The 24,585-nt window shown below is 57.5% G+C and carries 22 protein-coding genes; 11 read left to right on the top strand and 11 right to left on the bottom strand.

Features of this window, described 5'->3' with window-relative positions; translation table 11 throughout:
• Positions 1 to 108: 108 nt before the first annotated feature.
• Positions 109 to 789: a magnesium protoporphyrin IX methyltransferase gene (gene bchM / locus EKD05_RS16585; RefSeq protein ID WP_129674737.1), complete on the bottom strand. Its 681-nt coding sequence runs from the start codon at positions 787 to 789 to the stop codon at positions 109 to 111.
• 270 nt (positions 790 to 1,059) lie between these two features.
• Here bchM and EKD05_RS16580 point away from each other — a divergent pair, with 270 nt between their 5' ends.
• Positions 1,060 to 3,708: a diguanylate cyclase gene (locus tag EKD05_RS16580; RefSeq protein WP_129674734.1), complete on the top strand. Its 2,649-nt coding sequence runs from the start codon at positions 1,060 to 1,062 to the stop codon at positions 3,706 to 3,708.
• 73 nt (positions 3,709 to 3,781) lie between these two features.
• Here EKD05_RS16580 and EKD05_RS16575 read toward each other — a convergent pair whose 3' ends face one another.
• The gene (locus EKD05_RS16575; protein WP_129674732.1) at positions 3,782 to 4,273 is read right to left on the bottom strand and encodes an NUDIX domain-containing protein; all 492 of its coding nucleotides are present in this window, start codon (positions 4,271 to 4,273) and stop codon (positions 3,782 to 3,784) included.
• A gap of 424 nt (positions 4,274 to 4,697) precedes the next feature.
• On the opposite strand from EKD05_RS16575, the gene EKD05_RS16570 reads away from it, so the two are divergent.
• From EKD05_RS16570 to lgt, 3 genes are read left to right on the top strand one after another with little or no spacing between them, the layout of a single operon-like run.
• Positions 4,698 to 6,095, top strand: coding sequence for a protein kinase (locus EKD05_RS16570; RefSeq protein ID WP_165360771.1), 1,398 nt, complete (start codon positions 4,698 to 4,700; stop codon positions 6,093 to 6,095).
• A 2-nt stretch (positions 6,096 to 6,097) separates the two neighbouring features.
• Complete coding sequence (gene purQ / locus EKD05_RS16565) at positions 6,098 to 6,889, top strand: phosphoribosylformylglycinamidine synthase I (RefSeq protein WP_129674728.1); 792 nt, start codon at positions 6,098 to 6,100, stop codon at positions 6,887 to 6,889.
• A gap of 8 nt (positions 6,890 to 6,897) precedes the next feature.
• Complete coding sequence (lgt, locus tag EKD05_RS16560; protein ID WP_129674726.1) at positions 6,898 to 7,764, top strand: prolipoprotein diacylglyceryl transferase; 867 nt, start codon at positions 6,898 to 6,900, stop codon at positions 7,762 to 7,764.
• A 21-nt stretch (positions 7,765 to 7,785) separates the two neighbouring features.
• On the opposite strand, the gene mnhG is transcribed toward lgt, so the two are convergent.
• The 7 genes from mnhG to mbhE form a co-directional block, all read right to left on the bottom strand.
• On the bottom strand, positions 7,786 to 8,136 hold the full coding sequence (gene mnhG, locus EKD05_RS16555) for a monovalent cation/H(+) antiporter subunit G (RefSeq protein ID WP_129674723.1): 351 nt from the start codon (positions 8,134 to 8,136) through the stop codon (positions 7,786 to 7,788).
• Positions 8,136 to 8,405, bottom strand: a complete 270-nt coding sequence (locus tag EKD05_RS16550; RefSeq protein WP_129674721.1) for a monovalent cation/H+ antiporter complex subunit F — start codon at positions 8,403 to 8,405, stop codon at positions 8,136 to 8,138. The genes mnhG and EKD05_RS16550 overlap by 1 nt, the downstream gene beginning before the upstream one ends.
• Before the next feature lie 125 nt (positions 8,406 to 8,530).
• A complete protein-coding gene (locus EKD05_RS16545) occupies positions 8,531 to 9,040 on the bottom strand; it encodes a Na+/H+ antiporter subunit E (RefSeq protein WP_129674719.1) in 510 nt (169 codons plus the stop codon).
• 26 nt (positions 9,041 to 9,066) lie between these two features.
• Entirely contained in the window at positions 9,067 to 10,584 is a 1,518-nt protein-coding gene (locus tag EKD05_RS16540) for a proton-conducting transporter membrane subunit (RefSeq protein ID WP_129674717.1), read from the bottom strand.
• Between the two features lie 17 nt (positions 10,585 to 10,601).
• Positions 10,602 to 10,952, bottom strand: coding sequence for a sodium:proton antiporter (locus EKD05_RS16535; RefSeq protein WP_129674715.1), 351 nt, complete (start codon positions 10,950 to 10,952; stop codon positions 10,602 to 10,604).
• 23 nt (positions 10,953 to 10,975) lie between these two features.
• Positions 10,976 to 11,428, bottom strand: a complete 453-nt coding sequence (locus EKD05_RS16530) for a Na+/H+ antiporter subunit B (protein WP_129674713.1) — start codon at positions 11,426 to 11,428, stop codon at positions 10,976 to 10,978.
• A gap of 20 nt (positions 11,429 to 11,448) precedes the next feature.
• Entirely contained in the window at positions 11,449 to 13,839 is a 2,391-nt protein-coding gene (gene mbhE, locus EKD05_RS16525) for a hydrogen gas-evolving membrane-bound hydrogenase subunit E (RefSeq protein ID WP_129674711.1), read from the bottom strand.
• Between the two features lie 169 nt (positions 13,840 to 14,008).
• On the opposite strand from mbhE, the gene EKD05_RS16520 reads away from it, so the two are divergent.
• From EKD05_RS16520 to corA, 4 genes are all read left to right on the top strand, one after another.
• Positions 14,009 to 14,380, top strand: a complete 372-nt coding sequence (locus tag EKD05_RS16520; RefSeq protein WP_129674709.1) for a cupredoxin domain-containing protein — start codon at positions 14,009 to 14,011, stop codon at positions 14,378 to 14,380.
• Between the two features lie 224 nt (positions 14,381 to 14,604).
• Positions 14,605 to 15,420, top strand: coding sequence for an NADPH-dependent oxidoreductase (locus tag EKD05_RS16515; RefSeq protein ID WP_129674707.1), 816 nt, complete (start codon positions 14,605 to 14,607; stop codon positions 15,418 to 15,420).
• A 173-nt stretch (positions 15,421 to 15,593) separates the two neighbouring features.
• Positions 15,594 to 16,565 (top strand): lysylphosphatidylglycerol synthase transmembrane domain-containing protein, encoded by a 972-nt coding sequence (locus tag EKD05_RS16510; RefSeq protein WP_129674706.1) that lies wholly within the window; start codon positions 15,594 to 15,596, stop codon positions 16,563 to 16,565.
• A 78-nt stretch (positions 16,566 to 16,643) separates the two neighbouring features.
• On the top strand, positions 16,644 to 17,657 hold the full coding sequence (corA, locus tag EKD05_RS16505; RefSeq protein ID WP_129674704.1) for a magnesium/cobalt transporter CorA: 1,014 nt from the start codon (positions 16,644 to 16,646) through the stop codon (positions 17,655 to 17,657).
• A gap of 85 nt (positions 17,658 to 17,742) precedes the next feature.
• On the opposite strand, the gene EKD05_RS16500 is transcribed toward corA, so the two are convergent.
• Positions 17,743 to 19,689 (bottom strand): bifunctional UDP-sugar hydrolase/5'-nucleotidase, encoded by a 1,947-nt coding sequence (locus EKD05_RS16500; RefSeq protein WP_165360770.1) that lies wholly within the window; start codon positions 19,687 to 19,689, stop codon positions 17,743 to 17,745.
• A gap of 135 nt (positions 19,690 to 19,824) precedes the next feature.
• Here EKD05_RS16500 and EKD05_RS16495 point away from each other — a divergent pair, with 135 nt between their 5' ends.
• The 3 genes from EKD05_RS16495 to EKD05_RS16485 all read left to right on the top strand — a co-directional run bounded on the left by EKD05_RS16495 (position 19,825) and on the right by EKD05_RS16485 (position 24,071).
• Positions 19,825 to 21,444: an acyl-CoA synthetase gene (locus tag EKD05_RS16495; RefSeq protein WP_129674700.1), complete on the top strand. Its 1,620-nt coding sequence runs from the start codon at positions 19,825 to 19,827 to the stop codon at positions 21,442 to 21,444.
• Positions 21,445 to 21,449: 5 nt separating this feature from the next.
• A complete protein-coding gene (locus EKD05_RS16490; RefSeq protein WP_129674698.1) occupies positions 21,450 to 23,285 on the top strand; it encodes a M23 family metallopeptidase in 1,836 nt (611 codons plus the stop codon).
• Between the two features lie 180 nt (positions 23,286 to 23,465).
• A complete protein-coding gene (locus EKD05_RS16485; RefSeq protein ID WP_129674696.1) occupies positions 23,466 to 24,071 on the top strand; it encodes a trimeric intracellular cation channel family protein in 606 nt (201 codons plus the stop codon).
• A 122-nt stretch (positions 24,072 to 24,193) separates the two neighbouring features.
• On the opposite strand, the gene EKD05_RS16480 is transcribed toward EKD05_RS16485, so the two are convergent.
• Positions 24,194 to 24,585, bottom strand: a 392-nt coding sequence (locus EKD05_RS16480) for a DPP IV N-terminal domain-containing protein (RefSeq protein WP_205703964.1), incomplete at its 5' end; no start/stop codon positions are given.

Genomic DNA, 24,585 nt, shown 5'->3' with positions numbered 1-24,585 from the left:
AAACCCTTCCCCGAGAGGATGATCGTAGTTCAGACTGTGAACTACAGCAACATTTTAAGCCAATGATTATTTCGCCTGAAAAGGTCTATCAATCCGACGGAACCCCGGCTAGCGCTGGGCCTGCACCAGCGTTACGTGATAGAAACCACAGCTAATGCGCTGGGCGCGACACACCTTCATTCCGGCATCAGCAAGGGTTGAGCGCACCAGCGCATCAGGGATCATCTGGATAGTCGTGCGACGCTGACTGCGGGGAAAAAACCCACCAACACGATGGAGTGCAGCGAGCAGCGTGCTGTGAGGTGCATAGGTAAAGAGGAGAGTCTGTTCGCAGCAATTGGACAACTGGGCCAACATCAAGGCAAAGGGTTGGGCTGGATAGTGAATGAGGACATCGAAACAGGCAACCACGTCATAGCGTTCCTGCAACTCTTCGACATCGGCCACGCGAGTCGTGACGCGCTGAGCGAGGCCTGCCTGAGTTGCGGCCTCGGCGGTTGCCGCGACCATCTGAGGGGCCAGGTCAGTCGCCGTGACCTGAAAACCACGGCGGGCTAGCTCGAGGGTAAAGAGCCCGGTGCCACAACCTGCGTCAAGGGCTGTCGCATCAGCCGGCATAGCCGTTGCGTCGAGCCACTGACTAGCAACGGCAAGCATGGTGGTATGGCCTTGCCGAATCGACCGTCGAATCGGTGAAAGTTCGGCCTGGCCATAAATTGCCGACCAGCGTTCAAAACCTACTCCATTGAAATACTGGCGCAACTGAGCCTTGTGCCGAACCAGATCCATAGACCACCCACACTTCCAGACAGGTTTCGTAGTGCAGACTGCAAACTACGTTCGTGCAACAAGATTATAGCACTATAGTCAACATTGCATGTGTATATGCAAAACCTGTGCAAGGTTCATCCTCAGATGCTATTTGCCATTCTGACGAGGTAAACCAATGTTTAGGGCTTGCTACTATTCATAATAAAGACCTTTTTTCACAAGGAATTATGTTGTGGTAAAGGCCATATGTTACAATAGGCACAGTCTTGGCAAACCAAGGTTGAGGCCATGTCAATCAATAGCATGATCATCTTACTTCTTACCTTATCATCCATCGTGGCCTTTTTATTGGCCCTCTATACCCTACGCCACCGGGCGATGCCCGGCGCCGTCTCGTTTAGCTTGATGCTCGGCGGCCAGAGCGCGTGGGCAGCTTTTGCCCTCGGCAAAACCTTAACCCCTACCCTCACAGGACAGATCATCTGGGATAACCTGATCTTTCTCGCGGTTGACCTGACGGTTGTCGGGGCCTTGCTCTTTGCCCTCAGCTATACTGGGCGTCAAGAACTGGCCCGTCAGCTACGCTACCTGCTGATGATCATTCCATTCCTCAATGTCCTGATCATCTGGACGGATGCGTTCCACGGCCTGGTACGCACTCATGTTACGATGCTCACTGATGGCGCGTTCCCCTGGCTCTTCTACAGCTACGGTCCATGGTTCTGGGTCATAACAAGCTATCAATACCTCTTAATTGGTACAGCCATTCTGATTCTTGCCGAGGCTGCGGCGAAGGCAACGCGCCATGCCCGACTGGAAGCCTGGGCCTTGCCCTTGAGCCTGCTCTTGCCCGCCTTGATCTCGATCCTGGTCGTGATGCAGATCGTCCCGATGCCAGCCATCCCCGACTTTGAGGTTTCACCAATCAGTTTTCTGGTGGCCCACCCGATTATGGCCTGGAGCATCTTTTACAAACGGCTCTTTGAGTTGATGCCCATTGCCTATGATATGCTCTTTGAGAAATTGCCTGATAGTGTGCTCATTCTTGATGAGCACAACCAGGTCGTGGCAATGAATCAAAAGGGATACGAGCGCCTGGGGGCAAAACAACGCCTACCCGTCAGCCTAACGAGCCTGCTGCCAGAGCTCGGGCCGACGACGAAGCCGAACAACAGCGATCTGCTCGTCACAAACCTGAACCATACGGAAGCCAGCGGCGAACGGGTGCTCTATGAAGCCGTTGTCACGCGCCTACACGACCGTTGGGGCAGGGTCGGAGGGATGTTGGTCGTGCTGCGCGATATTACGACGCAGGCCGAAGCGAACGAGGCGCTGCGGGAGAGTGAAGGAGCCTTTCGTGAACTCGCGTTTGAGAATGCCCGTCTCTATGAAGAGGCCCAGAAGCGGGCCGATCAGGTCGAAACCTTACGGCAGGCTGTCGCCACGGTCGCCGCCACCCTAGATGCTAACGAAGCCGTTGGCCGGATGATGGAGCAACTGGCCCACGTCGTGCCTTATGACAGCGCATCGGTGCAACTCCGGCGCGGCGGATACAGTGAAATCTTCGATTGCCGCGGTTTTGCCCATCCAGCGCAGGTCAAAGGCCTGCGTTTTCCGATCAAACCAGGGAGCTATGAAGAGGCCATCTACGAGCGAGCCGAGACAATCCGACTGGCCGACACCAAACTAGAACATCCTGAGTTTACCCATCCGCCTGATATGATCATCCGCTCGTGGCTCGCCTTGCCCCTGATTGTTGGCGAGCGGGTGATCGGCATTCTGACGATTGACAGCCAGCAGCCGAATTTTTTCACCGAAGAAGACGCGAGTATCGGGCGGATGTTTGCCAGCCACGTCGCGGTCTCCCTTGAGCAAGCCCAGATGTACGGGCGTGAGGTGCGCATGCAGCGCCGCCTGACCGAATTGCAACAGGCGGCCCGCCAGATTGCGGCCCATAGCGCCAACCCGGCGGCCCTCTTTCACGAAGTCTATCGTGCGGTCGAGGGCCTCCTGGGGGCTGAAGTCCTCGTGATCAGCCGTTTTGACCTCGCGTGCAGTGAGGTTTGCGATCTCTATATCGCTGATCCGCGTGAAAGTCGCGAGGGCGGTTGTTATGCCTTTGCCAATAGTTTTGCCGAAACCCTGGTGACTCGCGGTCAAACCTGGTGCCTCACACATCTCAATGATACCGAGTTCCACCCCGAACTCCCAGGCTTCAGGCTCACGAGCCGCACCGTGCTGGCCACGCTGCTGCATGGGCGCGAAGATGTCATCGGCATGATGGTCATTCATAACCCGCAGGCTTTTGCGTATACTGACGATGATCTGGCCCTCTTTGATCTGCTTGCCTCGCATGTAGCAACGGCGATGGAGAATTGCACGCTCTTTGCCGAGGTCGAGCGGCTTGCAACGACCGATCCGCTGACGGGCCTAGCGAATCGGCGCCATTTTTTCGCCGTGATGTGGCAGACCATCTTGACCGCACGGCGACAACGCCAGCCGCTTGCGCTGCTCTTGCTCGATCTTGATCACTTCAAACTCATCAACGACACCTATGGGCACCAGGCAGGCGATCGCGTCTTACAGAGTGTTGCCCAGACCTGTCAGGCGTGCGTACGGGCCGACGATCTTGTCGGGCGCTATGGAGGGGAAGAATTATCCGTCTTGATGCCCAATACCAATTTTGAAGGAGCCGCCCGCGTGGCTGAGCGGATTCGGCACGCGATCGAAAGCCTGCGTGTCTCGGTCGACGAACACGAGATCCAGGTCACGTCGAGTATTGGCGTTGTCGTGGAGACAAGCCTCCACAATACGCACCTCGATGAACTGATCAACCGGGCTGATCAAGCGCTCTATGCTGCCAAAGATGCCGGACGGAATAATGTACGGATCTGGAGTGAAACAAACAGTAGCTCGCTTGAGCAGTCAGTGACGTAACGCGACAGGGGGCGGCGCCGTGACCGTGGGGCGGGGGCCAGGGCACGGGGGGCACGGCGCCGCCGTGCCGCTACTAGGAACGACGGGCAAAAAAACGATGCACCATTTCGGTGTGCAATGGAAAAGCCAGTTCGACCGGATTGGTGATGATCAGGCGTGCTTCGGCTTCGCGATTGCTCCGGAAGGGTGACAGATCGCTATTGTGGAGTTGTGGCCCCAGGCCAAAGACGAGGAGATACCCATCTGGGGTACTGCGGGTACCAAAATCGGTAATCTGTTCCGCCGCAACCGTAACGCCAGCCTCTTCGCGAAGTTCGCGGGCCGCCGCATGTTGCCAACTCTCGCCCATCTCGATAAAGCCGCCTGGCAAGGCGAGTTGCCCTTGCCGAGGTGTTGCCGCACGGCGAATCACCAGAATGCCATCATCTACGGGCTGAAGAATCAAGGCCACCGGCAGTGGATTACGATAGGTCGTGCTGCTACAGTGCGCACAGACACGGGGCCAGCGCTGACCGTCAAGGAAGGGGCGTCCGCAAAATGAGCAATAGCTATGCTGGCGATACATATGTCAGGCTCCGATAGCACAGGTGGTAGCATATCAATGCATTATACGCGAAGTTAGCGCAGGCAAGGTTTCAAAGATGAGGGAGTCACAGGGCGCTTGCATCTTCTGCCATCGCCATACACGGCTCGGCTCTTAGGCAGCGAAGGCCACCTGCGTGGCCTGATCCAGTCGGCAAAGGCCGGCTTCGTATGCGGTAGCCGAGCCGTTGACGGCGACGGTGGGGTGGATGGAGGCAATCCGCGAGCATGGTGGCACGCACCAACGCAAGATGCAATTGCCCTAGGTTGGCGACAGATGCGCTGCGCCCAATCGGCAATCGGCAATCCCCCTAGGCAAAGGCCTTCAGCGGCTTATCTTCCCAGAAGGGGCATGGTATAATGCCCGCGGAGTTGCCCATTGTCAGTCTATGCCCGGGACGAGAGCTTTGATAACACTGGATCAGCTTGCCCCAAACACGGTGGTACAGGGTGGTATTGATCGTTATACGATCCTTCATACGATTGGTCGTGGCGGGATGGGGGTTGTCTATCGCGTCACCCGTGCGAGCGATGGTACCATCTGGGCACTCAAAGAGATGCGCCCCCAGGGGGAACCTTCGCCCGAAGAGGTAGCGGATAATCGCCAGTTGTTTGAGCGTGAGGCGCTGCTGCTCAAGTCGCTGCAGCATCCGGCCTTGCCTGTCGTGCTGGAACTCTTTGAGCACACGGGACGCCCAACCATGGTGATGGAGTTTGTCCCCGGGCAGACGCTCGAGAAACGCATCCACGATGCCAATGCCCCGCTGCTCAGGCGTGACGTCATTGGCTTTGGCATCCAGCTTTGCCGGGTGCTGGCCTATCTTCACCGCCAGACGCCACCAATCATTTATCGTGATTTGAAGCCCTCGAATGTGATGTTGACCCCTGAGGGCGTGCTCAAGTTGCTTGATTTTGGGGTGGCGCGAACCCACAAGCAGGGCAAAAAGAAGGATACAATTGCGATGGGCTCGGCGGGCTATGCACCACCCGAGCAGTATGGGCGCGGGCAGACTGATGCGCGCAGCGATGTCTATGCGCTGGGTGCGACCCTGTTGCATCTGTTGACCAACCTGCCGCCGGTACCCCTGCAAAGCCCCCTGCCGGGTTCGCTCCGCAAGCTGAATCCTTCGGTGGACGAGCGCACCGAGGCGGTGGTGATCAAGGCAATGGCCTTGCAGCCCGAGAACCGCTTTGCGAGTTGTGTCGAAGTCGAACAGGCACTCTTGCAGTGCCTCGATGGGCCTTTTGTTGATCCGACGCAGCGGGTTCGTCCTGTGCCAGCCACGCCCCCCCCGGCACCACAAACTGCGCCCCCGGTGCCCCCACGACCAGCACCGCTGCCGATCCCGCCGGTAACAGCACCTACACCGCAACCAGTCCCGGTCTTTGACACAGCAACCACCACTGCCTGCCCGAGTTGTGGGCGGTTGAATAAGCCCCGCGCCCGTTTTTGCGCAACCTGTGGCACACCGCTCGCGCCGCCGGCAACCGCCCGCCTGCTTGTCAGTTCACCCCATCGCACCTGGGAGTTGAAGCTCGGCAGTACGCCTATGCGGATTGGGCGCCGTGACCCACGCCAGAATCATTATCCTGAAATTGATCTCGCCGAGCATGACCGCGGCATTGCCTCACGCCACCACGCTACGATCCGGCGCGATGGTGATTTTTATACGGTCACTGATTTGGGGAGTACCAATGGCACCCTGGTCAATGGCACCTTGATCACCCCACGCATTGCGCATCGGTTGCGTCAGGGTGATCGGATCAAGATTGGTGAAGTTGAGATCGAGTTCCGCTGGAGTTAATTATGCAAGTCCGAGCTTTGATCCTACGCGCCCCTGGCATCAACCGTGATCGCGATGCGGCGCTTGCCTGTGAATTGGCTGGGGCATCCCCTGAGCGCATTCATATTAACCAGTTGGCCGAGGGGTCTGTTCGCCTCGCCGATTATGGGATGGTGCTGATCCCTGGTGGGTTTTCGTATGGCGATCATCTGGGGGCCGGTCGGCTCCTCGCGATTGATCTGGTGCATCGGCTTGGTGAAGCCTTGTACCGTTTTGTTGAGGATGGTCGCCCCGTGATCGGGATCTGCAATGGGTTTCAGGTGCTCGTCAAGGCGGGCCTGTTGCCGGGATGCCTTGCTGAGCCTGACTGTGCGCCGGCGGTTACGTTGACCGACAATGCCTCGGAACAGTTTGAGTGCCGTTGGGTGACGCTTGAAGCCAACCCTGGGACACGCTGCTCGTTTGTCCGCGATCTCACGTGCCCAATCGAAGTTCCTGTCGCGCACGGCGAGGGCCGGATCGCCCTACGCGACGAAGCCACGCTGGCGCTGCTTGAAGCTCAGGGGTTGATTGCGTTGCGCTACACGACCGCAATGGGCGATCAAGCCATCAGCTATCCTGCCAATCCGAATGGCTCGGTCGGCCATATCGCCGGGCTTTGCAATGCGCAGGGCAATGTGCTCGGCCTGATGCCGCATCCCGAAAATGCCATTTTGCCACAACAACATCCACGCTGGACCCGTGAAGAGGCCCGCGACGAAGGTGACGGCTTGCTGCTCTTTCGCAATGCGGTGCGCTACGCCGCAGCTTTATAGACGAGGCTATGATACTCTATCCGCCTGACGATCCATTTCTGTTTTATTTTACGCTCTTTGGTCTGCCCATCGCAGTGCGTTGGTATGGCGTCTTGATTATGAGTGGGGCGCTGCTCGGGGCCTACCTGGCCTCGCGTCGGGCGGTAGCCCGTGGCTATGACCCCGATCATGTCTGGAACCAATTGATGCTCGGGTTGATCATGGGCATCGCCGGGGCACGCATCTATTATGTCATCTTTGAATGGGATCGCTTTGCGCCGAATCCGTGGAGTGTGCTCAACCTGACGACAGGTGGGTTGGCGATTCACGGTGGCTTGATTGGCGCGGTGCTCTCGGTCTTGATCTACACGCGCTGGAACCGCCTGCCCTTCTGGGAGTGGTTGGATCTTTGCGTACCCGGCTTTGTGCTCGGGCAAGCGATCGGGCGCTGGGGCAACTTCTTTAACCAGGAGGCCTACGGGCGACCGACGGATCTGCCGTTTGGGGTACGGATTGACGCCAACTATCGGCTACCGCCCTACACCAACCTGCAAGAATACCCGCTCGACACCGTTTTTCACGCAACGTTCCTCTACGAGTCGGTCTGGAGTTTCATCGGGCTCGGGTTGTTGTTGTTGCTCGATCAGCGGCTCGGCCATGGTGCGCCTGTCAAGGAGCGCCGGTTACGCCCGGGCGATCTCTTCTTCATCTACGCCATCTTTTACTCAGCGGGACGCTTCTGGATCGAAGGGTTACGCCTTGACAGCCTCTATCTCGGGCCATTGCGCGCAGCGCAGGTCATCAGCCTGGTGCTGATGAGTGCAGGCGTCGTCGGTTTGCTGATCAATCACTGGCGGCGACCGCCAAGCAGGTCAGGGCGCAGCGCGGTACAATAACCTGCCGCCGATAAAGCGCCCCTACGACAAACGGCCACGCTCATCATAACGACCGGCAAGCTCATCGGGGGCCTTGCTTGGCATAGCCTTGACCTTCGTCAGATAGGCAGCCCGATCAACCATATGCGCCGCAACGGGTGACGTCAAGAGAAAAAAGCCAATCAGCGCCAGCATCTTGGCGAGCACCAGCAGACTGCCAAAATAAAAACCGACCCCAAGCAGCACCCCGATCACCCCGAGGGTACCTGCTTTACCAACCGCGTGGACACGCGTATAGAGGTCAGGCAGGCGCAGCACACCAAAAGAGGCGAGCAGCATAAAAGCAACCCCGACCGTAGCAAAAAAGACCGTTAGCATCTCAAGAATGGTCATTAGCTACGTCCCTCCTCAATATAGCGAGCAACGGCAACCGTACCGAGGAAACCGAGGATCGCGATGACAATCAAGGCATCAATCAGAATCTCCTGGCGCACAAAGATCACATAGAGCGCAACGAGCGCGGCCACGTGGCTCATCACCAGATCAAATGAGGCGGCCCGATCGGGAATGGTCGGCCCGAGCAACAGGCGTATCGTCGTCATCACCAGCGAGATCGACGTAATCGCCATCAAGACAGCAATAATAGTCTCAAAGAGGGACATGCTTCACCTCAGACAAGAATGTAGGAGCTAGCAAAGAGAAAATAGGCCGAACGCATCAGAATACGATGTCTCCCTCAGAACTCTAAAGTAGCCTGAAACCATAGCGCATAGCGCGAAGGCCCATCTTAGGGAAAGATATCCATCACCCGACGTTCGAAATCCTCTTTAATCTCTTTCCGAGCCGCATCGGGATCCTTGATATCCATAACATGGACGTAGAGCGTCTTGCGGTCATGCGAAATATCGAGCGTCACCGTACCGGGGGTGAGCGTAATCAGGTTCGAGAGCAACGTGATGCCAATCTCGCTCTGGACATCAAGCGGAATCGCGAGGATCCCCGGTTGAATATCAAGACGCGGGCGAATAATAATGCGGGCAACGTCAATATTCGCCTTGATGATGCTCCAGAACATAAAGACCATCAGGCTAAACGTCTTCATCGTGCGCTCGGGATAGCTGATATAGCTGCCATCAGAGCGTAATTTGGTGGTACGGATAATCTGATCTTGCAGCACCTTTTGCGAGAGAGCAATGATGGCAAAGCCAAGGCTAAAGCCAACAATGAAGTCGATAAAGCTAAACTCCTCTTTGAGGGCCATCCAGATCAGCGCAAAGACAAAATTCAATACCAGCACAATTCGCCTCCACCACTAGCGCAGGATCACCTGATTGCCGCCTGAAAGACAGCCTCACAGCCATCAAGGCCACAGACACTTTGAATATAGCCGGCCTGATCAAAGAGTTGCATCCCAGCAACCGTCGTATAATCAACCAGCACACTGGCCCCGAGACCGAGGGCAAGACTCACGATCACAAGCAGCGCCCCGGGCAGCAGCAAACCAGGTGAAACCCTGGGCAACTTGCTTACATCGGCATAGGACTTCTTCCAGAAGACCTCATTCCAGATCTTAAGCATCGAGAAGAGGGTAAGGATGCCGGTCAGGGTTGCCACACCGGTTACGAGCCAGGCCCCCTGGGTCACCCCAGCCTGCAAGAGGGCAAGCTTGCCAAAGAAGCCACTCATGGGTGGCAGGCCAGCCAACGAGATAATGCCAAGGAACCAGAACATCGCGAGGGCCGGTTCACGGCGGGCGAGGCCACCCATCTTTTTGATATCACCGGTGCCATAGATCTGCTCGGCGGCGCCACCAATGAAGAAGAGCGCCGTTTTGACAATCATCACGTGGGCGGTAAAGAGCAGACCAGCGGCGAGACCGAGCGAACTCGCAAGGCCAAGGCCCATCACCGAATAGCCAATCTGGCTCACAATATGGAAACTGAGGATCCGGCGCACATTCATCTGCGCCATTGCCCCAAAGACCCCGACGAGCATCGTGAGCCAGGCAATCGTCAGAATCCAGGGCGCGAGGTGAATCAACTCATTCTGCATCACCGTACCAAACACGCGATAGAGTGAATACGCGCCAACCTTGGTGAGTAAGCCACTAAAAATCGCAGTAACGGCCACAGGAGGCGTATGGTAACTAGTCGGCAGCCAGAAGAAGAGTGGCAAGATGGCGGCCTTGCTACCAAAAGCAAAGAGAAAGATACAGGCAATCGCCGTCATAATCCCTGGTTGCTGGATCGTCTGCATTCGTTCGGCAATGTGGGCCATATTGAGGGTACCGACAACCCCATAGACCAGACCGCACCCAATCAGGAAGGCAATGCTACCCATCAGATTAAGCACCACATACTTGAGGCCACCTTCGAGCTGGGCGCGGGTACCACCAAGCGTAATCAGGCCAAACGACGCAAGCAGCAGCACCTCAAACCAGACATAGAGGTTAAAGAGATCGCCGGTCATAAAGGCGCCACTGACCCCCAGCAAGAGGAGCAAGATCAACGGATAGTAAAAATAGCGCTCGTAGCCCTCGTCGAGGGAGGCAAAACTATACAACACCGTCATCAGCGTCAAGAGCGAGGCCACTGCGAGCATAATCGCCGTCGCACCATCGGCGACGAACGTAATGCCAAAGGGGGCCAGCCAGCCACCCGCCTGACTCACCTGACGGCCGTGCGCAGCCACAACCCAGAGCAACCGGAGGCTATAGATCAAGTGAAAGAGCACACTGCCGACAACAATGCCCCGGGCAAGCCAACGCTGGCGCGCAAAGAGCACCGTCAGTGAAGCCCCGACCATCAATGAAACAATTGGAAGAAACAGGTGATTTGCCATAGATCAAAATTCCGTAGTTACAGTCGATCCGTTGTCACCATATCGTCAAGATCGTCACTCTTCACCGCCTGATTGGCCCGATAGGCCAGGGCGAGGATAAAGGCCAAGATGCCAAAACTGATCACAATTGCCGTCAAGATCAGGGCCTGCACCAGCGGATCGGTGGTACCTGGAAGAGTCGTACCATCAGCGGCGGTAATCGGTGGCACACCACGGCGGAGGCCATCACCCATGCTAAAAATCAACAGATTAACGCCGTGGCTCAAGAGGGTCAGGCCCAGGAAGAGCTTGACGACACTACGGCGTAAGAGCAAATAGACTGCGCCGGCAAAGAGGGAGCCAATCGCTATGGGAAGCAAAATACTCATCGAGATGCCTCTTCTTATTCTGACTACTCTTCAGTTTCAGCCTGGACATACATTGGAAAGAGTTCAGGTTCTTCAGCGAGCAAGAGCGCAACGCGGGTTGTCACCCCAACCACCGTAAAAAAGACCCCGAGATCGAAGAGTACGGGTGTACCAATCTTGCCAATCCCAGGGATCGGGTCATTAATCCAGAAGGCATCCATATAGGGCAGATTGAAGAAGAGCGCGGGAAGGCCCCAGATCGCCCCAAAAAAGACTCCGAAAGCGGCCATATTTAGGTAGCCAACGCGGATGACCTTGCGCGCAAACGTCGGCCCAAAGGCAATAATCTGCATAATAATGGCCGCAGAAGCGAGTAGACCACCAATAAAACCCCCACCAGGCAAATTATGACCACGCAGCAACATAAAGACCGACAGAAGCAAGAGCAACGGCATCATCACGCGGGCGACCGTACGCAAAATCACTGACTCATACATCGTTTGCGTCCTTCTCTGGACTAGAGATTCAGATCCTCGCCGGGCATAATCGTCTGCGCATCACGTCCCGAAGCACGCTCATCCGGTTTTACTCGTCGGAAGCGTAACAAACCATAGATACCAAGCACAGCAATAAAGAGCACCGTGATCTCACCGAGGGTATCAAAACCACGGAAATCGACCAGGATGACATTGACGACATTAGCCCCTTTGCCTTCGCTCAGGCTATTGGCGAGGAACCAGGGTGCCAGCGACGGGAAGTCGGTATTTGATGAGGTAGCCAGCACCAGCAGCGCCATCATCACCCCAAACACCGTCGCGATGACTGCATCGCGCCAGCGCACCCACGCAGGTGACAAACTCGCAAAGCGCGAGGGCAAAACCGAAAAGACAAAGAGCAAAAAGACGGTCGAGAGCACCTCGATCAGCAACTGGGTCAGCGCGAGGTCAGGCGCACTAAAGAGCACAAAGATCAGGGCAACCATCGCCCCGGCCACCCCGATCGCAATAATCGCCCCAAGGCGTGAGCGGGCCGCAATCGTAGCAATTACCGAGATCGGAATCAAGGCGGTTATCACCACCTCATAGAAGCGCAGATTCTCATCAAGGACAAAACGAATATCATCAAGGCCATAGGCCACAAAAGGTGTTCCGACAAAGAGCATAAAGACAAGGACAACGTAGAGCAGATAGGTACGCAGGCGCCCCGACTGGATCATCCGCGTCATGCCTGTCGCGAAGGCCAGCAACCCTTCGATCATTTTATCGAAGACCACCGCCCCATCAATCGAGGCAATGATCTTGTGGGCGGCCAAACGCTGCTGCTGGGTTGCGAACAGCGCCCCAACCGCAATGACCCCAAGGCTAATGAGCAACGCCGTATTGACCTCGCGATAGAGGTAGAGTTCAAAGGTAAAGGGAGCCCCATAGACCGCCGAGGCGGCCGGGCTGAGCAACGAGCTAACGGCAGGCAACAACCCGAGCGGCAGGATCAGCGAGAGCGCCGACGGCACCGCCGGACTCAAGAGCATCGACCATTTCGGATCGACGAGGTGATGCTTCTGCACCGTGGGCGAAGGTTCGCCGAGAAACGCATTGCGAAAGAGTCGCCATGCAGCGATAATATAGCCAACGGCACCAATCACAAGGGCAACGAGAGCCACCAGAGGCCAAGGAGCTGGCAGTGAACTCTCAAGGGCTGCTTTGAGCATCCACTCTTTGGAGACAAAGCCCATCAGAATCGGAATACCCATCTGCGACAGCAACGCGATCGCCGTCACGACCATCGTGATCGGCATATAGCGCCGCAATGCGCCAAGCTTATTGAGATCACGGGTGCCAGCTTCGTGGTCAATAATACCCGCCACCATAAAGAGCGAAGACTTATAGAGCGCGTGAGCGAGAATACCTGTCACCACGGCTTCGGCCCCATACTTGCCCCCAAGCCCGATCATCATCACCAGGCCACCCAGCATACTGAGGGTCGTATAGGCAAGCAACGCCTTGATATCATACTGGCGGAAGGCCACAATCGAACCAAAGACAAACGTAAAGCCACCAACAGCCACCAGCGTCCCATTCCAGAGCAGCGTCTCACCGAGCGCTGGCGAGAGGCGCGCCAGCAGATAGATGCCGGCCTTGACCATGGTGGCCGAGTGCAAAAACGCACTGGCGGGCGTCGGAGCCTGCATCGCACCGGGCAACCAGAAATGAAACGGGAACTGGGCAGATTTGGTGAAGCAGCCAAGAAAGATCAACGCGACGGCTGGCGCATAGAGTGCCGTCTGACGGATCTGTTCACCAGCGGCAATCAGGGCATCAAAGCGATAAGAATCGGCGACGGACACCCCGACCTGCTGGGCTGCCGCAGCGAGGATCAGCAGGCCGAGCAACAGCGCAAGCCCGCCAATGCCGGTAATCAAGAGCGATTGCTGAGCACCGCGCCGGGCATCGGGGTAGTCGTGTTTGTACCCGATCAACAGATACGACGTGATCGAGGTCAACTCCCAGAAGACAAACATCGTCAGGATATTGCCCGCGAGCACCACGCCAAGCATCGCCCCCATAAAGAGGAACATGTAGACGAGGAAACGCCCCAGACCGGCATCGTTCGCCATATAGGCCCCGGCATAGCCCACGATGAGCGTACCAATACCCGTAATAATCAGGGCAAAGAGCATGCCCAACCCGTCCAGGCTAAAGCGCAACTCAAGCCCCATCGCCGGCACCCAGGGTACCGCCTCGTCAAGACGACCGCCACTGGCGATCAAGGGAATCTGCAGGGCAAGCAGGACAAAGAGGCTCAACGGCAGCACCGCCAGCCCCCATCCAATCAGTGGACGCGGTGTCCGCCGGCCGAGCAGGCCAAGCGGCGATGTGACCAACGCAAACAGTACAATCCACAACAGCATGATGATCCTCTATGCATTCACAATCATACACGGACCAACCCTTTGCTTTACACGCGCCCGCCAGAGAGGTCGGTCTGCTTGAGACTATTTCTTCTTGTCAAAAGGGGATCTTGTGCAGTATTGTACTACACTTTTTCGGTATTCTTGCAAGCCATGATGAGGTTGCGTTATGTTTTGTGTCTCTGTGAACCATGTCCGTCGTGTCGTCATCGGTCTGATGCTGCTCATGCTGCTCGCTGGTTGTGGTCAAGCCCTACCACCCGAACGGTTGATCGAATTGACCGTAACTTCTTCAGGCTACGAACCAGCCGAAATCGAGGCGTATGTAGGTGAAATTGTTTCGATCCGTTTTCGCAACCGCGATACGATTGCCCACGCCCTAATGCTTGAGTTGCCAACCGGCACACGCATTGTTGCAGCTGAGGTAGGGGTTGATGCGATTATGACCTTTCCAATTAATCAAGCTGGAAGGTTTCGCTTTGCTTGTTCTGTGCCAGGCCATACCGAAGAGGGAGTGCTGGTCGTATTGCCACGACCATAGGATGGCTTGGCAGCCTGGGAACGCGGGCGGGCCGCGCGCGCTCCCAGCAACTTCGGGCGGGCGGATGGAACGCTGTACTAGCGCAAGCCGCCAGGGTGGGGAAGGATGCTTAGAGGCTGACTAGTGTTTAGCGCAAGCAGCCAGGTTTGGGATGGATTTTGAGGGCAACAGCCCTATGGTATACTGCGCAACAGAAGAATTCGCCTGATAAGGAGTATGCAACCATGGGAGTTAGTGAAGCAACCACGGCACGCTACGGCAGTGGCCTGGCGTTGCCAGCCGAACTCTGGAACGAAACGGTAGATGTTTTGTTGGGGCATTGTTCGGTGCGTGCATATAGCAACGAGCCGGTGCCGGAGGGTGCGCTGGAAGTGATGATTGCCGCCGCACAGTCGGCCTCGACGGGGTCGAATCTCCAATCGTGGAGTGTGATCGCAGTGACTGATCCCGAGCGCAAGGCGCGGCTTGCTGAGCTCGGTGGCAAGCAAAATTTCATTGCACGCGCCCCGCTCTTTCTGGTCTGGCTCACCGATCTAGGCCGCGTGGCCCGCGCCGCCGAGGCCCGTGAGATGCCGCATCAGGCGCTTGATTATCTCGAAACCTTTTTGATGGGGTCGGTTGATGCGGCCATTGCCGCGCAGAATGCCGCCATCGCCGCCGAAAGCCTTGGCCTTGGCATGGTGTATGTCGGGGCGATGCGCAATAAGCCTGAAGAGGTCGCGGCTGAGCTCGGGTTGCCACCACGTACGTTCGCGGTCTTTGGGATGGCCGTTGGCTACCCTGATCCCGAACGGCCCGCTGCCGTCAAACCACGATTGCCCCTCGACGCTGTGCTCCATCGTGAGCAGTATCAGGCTGATCAGGATAGCCAGATCAGTGCGTACAGTGCGACGATGGCCGCGTTTTACACCGAACAACAGATGAAGGTGGAGGGTGATTGGGTTGAGCATTCGGCCCGCCGGGTCGCCGGCCCCGAGAGCCTAGCAGGACGCCATCGGCTGCGTGAGGCATTGCAAAAGCTTGGCTTTGAGCTGATCTAACATCAACTTTTGACGCAAAGGCGCAAAGGCGCAAAGTTTGTGAGGTTAGGCACGTCAAGGTTTTGTAGTCTGTAACCTAAGTTTTCTGGCCTTCCTGGGAGCGCGGGCGTCCCGCCCGCTTCGGGAGCGCCAGCGGGCGGGACGCCCGCGCTCGCAGGATGGGGGATTGACGTTTGCAAACTGGGAGTAGTCGTTCGTTACGCTCTTTGCTTTGGCTGCTCTTGCGCTTTGGCGTGAGTGGCGGACTCCTGGGGTATCTGGTCTGGCGGGCTGATCCACGGACGATCTGGATTCAGTGGCAGCAGGCGGATTGGCGCCTGTTGCTGCTGGCGGTAGTGGTGCAACTGGGGGGCATTGCCCTCAGTAGCTGGAAGTGGGCTTTGCTGTTGCAGGCGAACCAACGGCCCCAACCCTATCGCTGGTTGCTCGCAACCTCATTTCTCGGCCTCTTTGCGAATAATTTTCTGCCGACCTCGGTTGGGGGCGATGCAATGAGGGTCGTGGCGCTGGGGCGAAAGAGCGGGAGTTATGCTCAGGCGAGCGCTTCGGTTTTTATGGAACGCTTGACGGGCTTGCTGGCATTGAGCTTGATTGCGCTCGGGGCGCTGCTGGTCGGGGCAAGTGCGCTTGTTGCGCGCCAACCCGTCACCGAACCAACCCTGATCACAGCAACCGCCGGCTTTGCGCTGGTGGCGCTGGTTGCAACCGGCGGGGCTTTTGCGGCACCGTGGCTGCTGCGGCGCTTTGGACACTGGCTGCCCGTGCTGGTACGGCAACCCTTGAGCACAATTGCGCAGGCGCTTGATGAGTATCGTCACAGCCGAGGCACCTTGCTCGCGGTGCTGATGATCTCGCTGCTGGTGCATGCCCTCTGGATTGGTATGCACGTCATTGCAAGCCGGGCGCTTGGCATCGAGGCGGCATGGTTGCTCTATCTGTTGATGGTACCCTTGACCGATATTATTGGGATGGTACCGATCTTTTTCAACAATGTTGGCGCACGTGATCTTGTCTTTACGCTCTATTTACGGCAAGCAGGCGTACCCGATGCCACAGCGCTCGCCCTGGCCTTCACCGTGTTTAGCATTCGCTTGCTGATCAGTCTGATCGGCGGGGTTGTGTTGCTGGTGCGGAGTACCAAATAGCTTCGTCTGTAGATCAGAAGAGCATAGCCACCACTGTTGGAGGGTCGCGCGATGACAAGCCGGTCGCTTGCGGATGATATGACCGATAGGATCGAACGAGCAGCGTTGCCCGATCGGTCACAGCCGCGGCGGATTATGCTCTGTCGGCGTTATGGGCAGATCAACCTTATAAACGATTTCAAGACGATTAGTGATGTGTTGATGGATCCGGATGTCTTCATCTGGGTTGATATGCAAAACCCCGAAGAAGAAGATATCCAGCTTTTGCGCGAAGAATTCCGCTTCCATCCACTCGCCATTGAGGATGCGACCCGCCACCATGAACGGCCAAAACTCGATGCGTACGACCATTATTATTTTCTGGTCTTTTATGCGATCGGTTACGACTCTGAAAATACACGACTGGTCACGCAGGCGCTCAATCTGTTCGTCGGCGCAAACTATATCGTCAGCATTCACGCCGGGACAATGGCGGTGCTTGACCAGACGCTTGCCCGTTGGCAGCGCAACGAACAGCAGTTCAACCACGGGAGTGGCGGCATCTTGTACGAATTGCTTGATGCAATCGTAGATGACTATTTTCCCGTGATTGATGAACTGGCCGAACGCATCGAGACAATCGAAGAACAAATTTTTGCCCGTTTCCGCGAAGACGTTGTGCGCGATATCTTCGCCCTCAAGCGCGAATTGCTCCATGTTCGTCGCATTGTTGCGCCACAACGCGATGTGCTCAATGTCTTGATCCGCCGCGACGTGCCCATCTTCGAACACACGACCGTTATCTATCTCCAGGACATCTACGATCATATCGTCCGCATCACCGATAGCATTGACACCTACCGTGAGCTACTCTCCAGTGCGCTTGATGCCTTCCTCTCGGTGCAATCAAATCAACTCAACCAGATTGTCAAAGTCCTTACCATCACCTCGATCATCCTGATGTCAGCCGCCCTCATCGCCGGCATCTATGGCATGAATTTTGCCCACATGCCCGAGTTACAATGGCGTTTTGGGTATCTCTGGGCACTTGCTTTAATGATTGCTACTGGAGTAGGTTTTTTGATCTTTTTTCGCTCACGTAAATGGTTATAATTTTAGCACCTGTCGTAGAACGACAGGTGCTAGCAAACGGTAGAACCTCTGCGTCACTTATGGTAGAGTCAGCGTACCTCGTCGGTTAGCGGACGGTCACAAACTCTGGGGCAGCGACAGTCGGCTGGGCCGCGAAGGGGAGATACGCGTACCGAATTTCGGTGATGCGACCTTCGACTTCCGGGCTGACGATGCCACCTGTTTGAGCGCGAATATAATCAATCACGGCATCAACCATCAGCAATTTGGTGTCAACCTGATTGGTTCCGCCCCCAACCGTCGGGTCAGCGCGATCGCCACCCTCAGTGAAGACAAAGTAGCTGTCGCCCCCGCGCACCATAAAGTCATTCGTCACCACGCGATAGACTTTCTGGAGATCGAGCGGCTGGAAGGTAGTGCCTTCGCGAACCTCGACACTCAGCACACGCTCACCACGCTGAGCTGCGACCGGCGGCGTTCCTGTGGGATTGCCCTGAATGGCTGGCAGACGGGTGCGCGCAAACTTGAAGCGCAGACCGGCGACCTGGGCAAAACGTCCCGTCCCGGCAGTTCCGCCCAGGGCGCTGACGCCATTCTCGAGAGCCGCCAAGAGTTGCGCCCCCGTCAGGTCTACCAGAGCCACCGTATTGCCAAAGGGCAAGACTTCGAGCATGCTGCCAATGGTAATATCACCAACCGGGATCGTTGAGCGTAAACCACCACCATTGATGATCGTCACAATCGGAAGGTTCTGAGGATTGCCGCCAAAGCCCAACGCCAGTTCGCGCAGCGCGTCGGCGACGAGATTGCCAAGCGGAGCCTCGCGCTCGCGAACGACCGAGGCGGCGTTACTGAGCAGCACGGTAGTCTCACCAATCTTCGTGCGGCGCAACTCATCAAGCGGACCGGCCAGTTCAGCAATGCGAGTCTCGAAGGCTGCATTGGGCACGATTTCAGCGCCTTCATCCGCGATCAGCTCGCGTCCATCTCTGATTCCACCGGCCCAGACCGGACGGATCAAGGTGTCAGCTGCGACAACCTCGCGGATCTCGTTGGTAGCGGTAAAGCTGACGAGCAGATCGCCCACCCACTTACCATGCTCCCAGTCGGTGACGACGATCACGCTCTTGCCGTCGAGATCTTCAACGACGGTAGGATACGGGCCATCGACCCGAGGGGCCCCGGTGGGTTGCGTACTCTGCGCAGCGCTGAGCAGCGACGAATGCGAGTGACCACCGACGATCAGGTTGAGCCCACGCACACCCTGGGCGAGCGCAACATCATCGAGGTAACTGATGTGGGTGAGGGCAATGACGATTTCACACCCGAGGGTCGTGCGGAGCGCGTCAATCCGCTGTTGAGCCACAGCGATATAATCGCCATTGAAGGTAACGGCCGCACTGGGGCTGCTAATATTGGCCGTATCAGCCGTCGTCAGGCTAAAAATACCAATCTTCTTGCCACCAGTAGTGGTATTATCAATAATCGTCCAGGGGCCCCACTTGCCGCCTGTGACACTGCCTTCTTCATAGAGCGCCGCGAGGGGCGAGGCCGCGCCGGCGGTGATATTGGCGGCGAGAATAGGAAAATTCGCCCCGGCGATGAAATCGGCCAGCACCTGATCGCCCGAGTCAAACTCGTGGTTGCCGATGGCCATCGCGGCATAGCCAAGCTGATTGTAGAACTCAAGATCGGCCTGGCCTTGATACTGGTTAAAATAGAGCGTACCCTGGAAGACATCGCCAGCATCGAGGAAGAGCAGATCGCGTGGAATACCGACAGGAGGTGTATTGTCGGCAATAATCTGATCAAAAAGTGTCTTCCGGCGCGAAACACCGCCAAGGTCCCGGGTAACCCCCGAGGCAATCGTGACACTGGCGGTCGGCTCGATCCGTGCATGATGGTCATTCGTATGCACAATGCGCAGTTGATAGGCTTCGTCACCATTGGCCGCCGTGGCAATTGACCATCCATTGGTAAACTTATAGAGAATAGCCCCGGCACCGAGCGCAACCGTGCCACGCAAAAATGCGCGACGTGACATCCTGGTCATGCTATACTCCCTTTTACTGGTAGGTTTTGATCCCGATAACCATATCGGGGTAGTTCCATGAACCATAATCCTACGTGCCTCATACTAACAAATGTTTGCCGGTTTGTTAAGCTTTTACAAGATTTTGGTTAAGCGATGAGCCAATTCTCCTCTCTTTTGGCGGCAGCCGTCGCGTATGGTGAGACTGATCCTGAACGCCCTTGTCTTATCTGGGAGGCCACGACGATTACCTATGGGGATCTGATCGCAGCTGCCAGGTATTGGACGTTGCACTATCGGCAGCACGGGGTCATCCGTGGCGACCGCGTTGGGCTCTATCTCGCCGGTGGACCGGCTTTTCTCGGCGCGTACCTGGGTGCTCATCTGGCGGGGGCGGCGGTGGTGCTGATCAATACGCAGTATCGCCGGGTTGAACTGGATCATATTCTCGGCGATAGCGAACCCCGCGTGGTGGTGTGTGATGCCGAAGGGGCAATGCATCTGGGGGAACTCGCTGCACGACCCTGGGCGCAATTGCTGACCGACCCGACCCGGCTGAAGCCTGCGCTCGTTGAGCTCGCGCCAGGCACCTTGCCTCATCACCGTGGCGAGCATACCGTCGATGATCCGGGCTCAATGAGCGACCCTGAGGGGCAACTGGCTGCTGCCCTTGAGCAGCATGCACCGTTGTCGATCAACGAGGAACTGCCCAGGCCCGAGGATCTGGCGATCCTCGCCTATACCTCGGGGACGACAGGGCGCTCGAAGGGGGCGATGCTGACCCATGGTGGCCTGATTGCCAATAGCGAGGCGGTGTGTACGGCCTGGAACTGGCAGGCGAGTGATCGCTTGCTGCTCGTGCTGCCGCTCTTTCATATTCACGGGCTTGGGGTTGGCGTGCATGGCACCCTGTTGCGCGGGGCGAGTCTGGTGCTGCGGCCCCGGTTTGAGCCTGAAGAGACGTTGGCGACGCTGCGCGAGGGGCGGTGTACGATGTTTTTTGGCGTACCGACGATCTATACCCGACTAATCGACACCGTTGGGGCGGGCGAGGCGCTGCGCGACGCAGGCAAGCATGTCCGGCTCTTTGTCTCAGGCTCGGCGGCGCTCAGCCCGCAGACCTTTGCCGATTTTGCGGCGCTGGCCGGTCAGCCGATCCTTGAGCGGTATGGCATGACCGAGACCGGGATGAACCTGACGAACCCGTATGCGGGCGAGCGTCGTCCGGGCAGTGTGGGCGGCCCCTTCCCAGGACAAGAGGCGCGCATTGTTGAGGTACAGAGTCGGCAGCCAGTGTCGGCGGGCACAATTGGCGAAATTCAGGTGCGAGGGCCACACGTCTTTGCCGGCTACTGGCGCAACCCGGCGGCGACCGCCGAAGTGCTGGGCGAGGATGGCTGGTTTAGCACCGGCGACCTGGGTCATTGTAGCGCCGATGGCTACTATACGATCACCGGGCGTGCCAAAGAGTTGATCATCAGCGGGGGCTACAATATTTATCCGCGTGAGGTCGAAGAGGTGCTGCTGGATCACCCTGGCCTTGCCGAGTGTGCCGTCTTTGGACTGCCTGACGCGACCTTTGGCGAACAGGTCGTTGCAGCAGTTGTGCCTCGTGATCCGGCCAATCCCCCGACAGATGCCGAACTCGAACATTTTTGCCGTGAACGGCTGGCGGCCTACAAACGCCCCCGCCAAATCCGGCTTCTCACCGCCTTGCCACGCAATGCGATGGGCAAAGTCCAGAAGCACGTGCTCAAGCAAGAACATGCAGGATAACAACGATGAAACGTCTCGCTTCAGCCGCTTACACCCTACCAGTCACCATCGGCCTGCTCCTTACCGTTGGCCTGGTCGCCACGTTGCGTTTGCCTGACGAGCGGGTCGCAATGCAGCGGGTTGCCGCAACCCAGGCGACCCAGTGCCTACCAACCGTACCGCTTGATGATCCAGCGTGGGACGAACCGACCGCACGCCTCTTTACGGCCAATGCACCACCCGCGACAAGCCTGGTCAATGTCACATCCGCACCGGCACCAGCCGCGAGCGAAACAACAACCAGTGCAGCATCGGCCTATCCCGATACGCTGCTGCTCTACAGCAACGGCTGGTACGGCGAACCACTGAGCAGGGCGGCGCAAGAGCTTGGGCTTGATCTGACGCCAGACCAATTGCAAACGCTGGAACAAGCGGCGATCCTTCACGGCGTCAATACCCGCCTCTTGCTGGTGATGGCCGTGCTTGACCAGGCTACACCGGCGCACGACGAAGCGGCGTGGCAGCGCTGGCTGGCGGTGCAGATTGCCCGTACGCGGGCAGCGCTTGGCCCGCATGCAGGTGCCTATGTGTATGTAGGCGATTGTGAGCACGGCGCGATCATGCCCGTCAGCCAGACGGCTGAACTCGGGTTGGCCCTGTTGCTGAGCCCACTGACGCAAGATGGCAACGTCGCACCGTGGCAAGAACGCTTTCTGACGCTCTATCGCGCCCATTTCGGCGATCCGACGGTCGACGAATTTGTGCCGCAGCAGACCCGCGAGCCGTTCTTGATCCGCCCTTACAATGTTCCCTTGCTCTCGCGGGCCTACTATGACCACACCTACCCATCGGTTGACAACAACAAAAGCCCGAACATCCCTGGGATGCTGGATTACCTAGGTCGCACGACAACTTCGTACGACACGCACGACGGAGACGACTTTGGCATGCCGATTGGCACACCGATCATCGCCCCGGCGGGCGGCCTGCTCTACAACCGGCTCCCGAGTGGCGCCAGCGACGGCGGCCTGATCATTGTTAGCGGAGCGTATGAAATAGTCATCTGGCACATGAGCGCGGTCTACATCGGCCAGCCGGGATCGCAGGTGGGGGTGGCGGTTACGCAGGGGCAAACGCTTGGCTTGAGCGGCACTGCGGGCGGGCTACCGCATATCCACTTTGAAGTCCGCTACGGTGGTCGCCAGACCAACCCGATGGGGTGGTACGGCGGAGGGCCTGACCCGTGTCCGCTCGGGCCTGGGCCTGGCGGAGCGTACAAAGGCTGCGTAGCAAGTGTCTGGCTCTGGCTTGACCAAGAGCCGCCGGGGGTACCAGAACCCACACCAACGGCGACCCCATCGCCGACCGTGACTGCCGAGCCCTCGCCGACCCCGTCGCCCACCGTAGCCTCTTCGCCGACCGCGACGCCCACCGTGACCCCATCGCCCACGGCGACGCCAGAGCCAGTGGTGCAACCGGTGCTTGCCTTGAGTGCCAGCGAAGTTACGCCGGGCAGCGAGATTCTGGTTCAGGGAACTAACTTCGAGCCATACAGCGAACTACGGCTGAGCATTAACGGCAGCGACTTGGGCATCGTCGCCAGCCTGGGCGACGGCGAAGTCGAACTGATCCTTGTCACCGACCCGAGCGCGAGTGACGGCTACTACCGCGTTGAAGTACGGGCGAGCGGCATGGTGAGTGGGGAGACCGGGACTGCGCAGGCGCGGGCGATCTACAAACTGAACAGCAATGGAGCAACACACAGCGTCGGCCCGGGGGCGATCATCCGCTTTGCCGTGCCACCCGACATTGTGCCCTACGCGCACGAACCGTTTACGTGGATGCCGGTGATCAGGAGGTAGGGCGATTGGCGATTGAGCGCAGCGTATCTCGACAGTGTGGAACAAAAGTTTCCCGGTCGCACCGCCGACCACGAATATTGGTAACGAATAAACGAATATGGGCGGCTCTGTGCAGGATTCTCGTTCCTTCGTGGCCCCATTCGTGGAACGCCTCAAAAATAATTGGAATAAGGAGATCCTGTGCTACTCTACTATCTAGACTTGATCGGCGTGGCGGTCTTTGCGGCAAGTGGCGTGCTGGCGGCGCGTGATCGTCAGCTCGATATTTTTGGGATGATCATTGTGGCAACCCTGACCGCGATTGGCGGTGGCACCATCCGCGATCTCCTGCTCAATCGCCATCCCATCTTCTGGATCGTTGATACGTGGTACCTCACCACGATCATTGCAGCGACGCTCGTGACCATCCTCTACCTGAGGTGGCGGCCAGCCCCCGGGTTCCTGTTCTTGATTGCCGATGCGCTCGGGCTGGCCCTGTTTGCTATGTCGGGAGCCACACTGGCCTTTGCGGCCAACCACGCCCCGATGATCGTGGTCATCATGGGTACAATGACGGGCGTAGCGGGCGGCGTGCTGCGCGATGTCATCACGGCGCGCGTGCCACTGATCTTGCAACGCGAAATCTACGCAACGGCAGCGATCAGTGGCATTGTGCTCTACCTGGCTCTTGACTACTTTACCGTTGCGCACGACATCGCCTTCTGGTCAGGCTTTGGCCTGATCGTCGTCTTGCGCGTGCTCGCGATGCGCGGCAACCTGCATTTGCCGGTCGTGCGGGTAGCGTAGGGGCCCAGCAACAACAAACATAGCTCTGAACCGGCCTACGCCAATGTGATGAGGCCAGCAAGATAACCTTGGCTGACCATGAGCCAAGCCGTGTACGGCAACGGCAAAAGATGCACTGCTCGTCAACGGGGTCGCCAATGAGGAAATTGCTCATCGTCGGTGGTTGCCGTAAGTTGAACCAGACCGCCGCCCTCCAGGTTCTTGATATAGAGATCGTAACTCCCACTTGAGGAACCAGCAACGCTACGGTTAGAGATAAAAGCGATCCGCGTTCCGTCAGGCGACCATGAAGGCTGATCATCATCAGCCTGATGAGGCGTAAAGAGGCGCGTCTGCCCAGTTGCAAGATCAAGAATATAGATATCTTTACTGCCTCGTCGGTTGCTGCGAAAAGCGATGGCTTCACCTGAAGGCGCCCAGGCAGGATACGCATCAAGGTGACAACTCCCAATTCTAAAGAATTGGGCTTCTCGGTTCATCCGGCAACCTATCGGCCACCGTCCCCGAGGGCGGT

It is taken from the genome of Candidatus Chloroploca sp. Khr17, from assembly GCF_004138165.1.
GTDB lineage: Bacteria > Chloroflexota > Chloroflexia > Chloroflexales > Chloroflexaceae > Chloroploca.
The sequence above is the reverse complement of the archived record's forward strand: the minus strand, read 5'-3'. Positions and strand labels throughout refer to the sequence as shown.